At 67.6% G+C, this 1940-nt stretch carries 1 protein-coding gene; it reads right to left on the bottom strand.

Features of this window, described 5'->3' with window-relative positions:
• The coding region (locus ACH4FH_RS38885; RefSeq protein ID WP_398560705.1) for a dihydropteroate synthase at positions 1–1940 on the bottom strand (1940 nt) is incomplete at both ends.

Here is a 1940-nt window from a genome sequence, read left to right as displayed (position 1 = left end):
CCGGGAACGCCGCGTTTGACGGCGATGAGGGCGTCCATCAGACGCAGGCCCTCGAACGCGTCGCGGGCGTAGCGGACCTCGCCCTCGTAGATTTCGTGCAGGTCCTGCTCGACGTAGGCGCGGGTGAGGGCGGCGCCGCCCAGGATGACGGGGAAGTCGGCGGCCATCTTGCGCTGGTTGAGCTCCTGGAGGTTCTCCTTCATGATCACCGTGGACTTCACCAGCAGGCCGGACATGCCGATGACGTCGGCGCGGTGTTCCTCGGCGGCTTCCAGGATCGCCGAGACCGGCTGCTTGATGCCGAGGTTGACGACGTTGTAGCCGTTGTTGGACAAGATGATGTCGACGAGGTTCTTGCCGATGTCGTGGACGTCGCCGCGGACGGTGGCCAGCACGATGGTGCCCTTGCCGTCGTCGTCGGTCTTCTCCATGTGCGGCTCCAGATGCGCCACCGCGGTCTTCATCACCTCGGCGGACTGCAGCACGAACGGCAGCTGCATCTGTCCGGAGCCGAACAGCTCACCGACGACCTTCATGCCCTCCAGGAGAGTGTCGTTGACGATCTCCAGGGCCGGGCGGGTCTGCAGCGCCTCGTCCAGGTCGCCCTCCAGGCCGTTCTTCTCCCCGTCGATGATGCGGCGCTGCAGCCGCTCATCCAGCGGCAACGCCAACAGCTCCTCGGCGCGGCCGTCCTTCATCGATTTGGTGTTGACGCCCTCGAACAGCTCCATCAGCTTCTGCAGCGGGTCATAGCCCTCCGCGCGCCGGTCGTAGATCAGGTCGAGAGCGGTCTTGACCTGTTCCTCCTCCAGCCGGGCGATCGGCAGGATCTTCGAGGCGTGCACGATCGCGGAGTCCAGGCCGGCCTTGACGCACTCATCGAGGAAGACGGAGTTGAGCGTGACCCGCGCGGCCGGGTTCAGACCGAAGGAGATGTTCGACAGACCCAGGGTGGTCTGCACGTCGGGGTGGCGGCGCTTGAGCTCGCGGATGGCCTCAATGGTGTGGATGCCGTCCTTGCGGGACTCCTCCTGACCGGTGCAGATGGTGAAGGTCAGGGCATCGATGAGGATGTCCGACTCGTGGATGCCCCAGTTGGTGGTGAGGTCCTCGATGAGGCGCTCGGCGATGGCGACCTTGTGCTCGGCGCTGCGGGCCTGGCCCTCCTCGTCGATGGTCAGCGCGATCAGCGCCGCACCGTGCTCGGCGGCCAGCGCGGTGACCTTCGCGAACCGCGACTCAGGTCCGTCACCGTCCTCGTAGTTGACGGAGTTGATCACCGCGCGGCCGCCGAGCTTTTCCAGACCGGCCTGCAGCACCGGCAGCTCGGTGGAGTCCAGCACGATCGGCAACGTCGAAGCGGTCGCGAAACGCCCGGCCAGCTCCTGCATGTCGGCGACGCCGTCGCGGCCCACGTAGTCCACGCACAGGTCGAGCATGTGCGCGCCCTCGCGGATCTGGTCACGGGCCATCTCCACACAGTCGTCCCAGCGGCCCTCCAGCATCGCCTCACGGAACTTCTTCGACCCGTTGGCGTTGGTCCGCTCACCGATCGCGAGGTAGGAGGTGTCCTGCCGGAACGGCACCGTCTGATAGAGCGAGGCCGCGCCGGGCTCGGGGCGCGGGTTGCGCGGCGTGGGGGCGGTGCCCCGGACCCGCTCGACGACCTGCCGCAGATGCTCGGGGGTAGTTCCGCAGCAGCCGCCGACCAGCGACAGCCCGTACTCGGCGACGAACGTCTCCTGGGCGTCGGCCAGCTCCTCCGCCGTCAGCGGATAGTGCGCACCGTCCTTGCCCAGGACCGGCAGACCCGCATTGGGCATACAGGCGACGGGGACGCGGGAGTGGCGCGCCAGATAGCGCAGGTGCTCACTCATCTCGGCCGGGCCGGTGGCGCAGTTCAGCCCGATCATGTCGATGCCCAGCGGCTCCAGCGCGGT

Source organism: Streptomyces sp. NPDC017993 (assembly GCF_044328065.1).
GTDB lineage: Bacteria > Actinomycetota > Actinomycetes > Streptomycetales > Streptomycetaceae > Streptomyces.
Note: the sequence above shows the minus strand (reverse complement) of the source record. Positions and strands in the feature narration are given on the sequence as shown.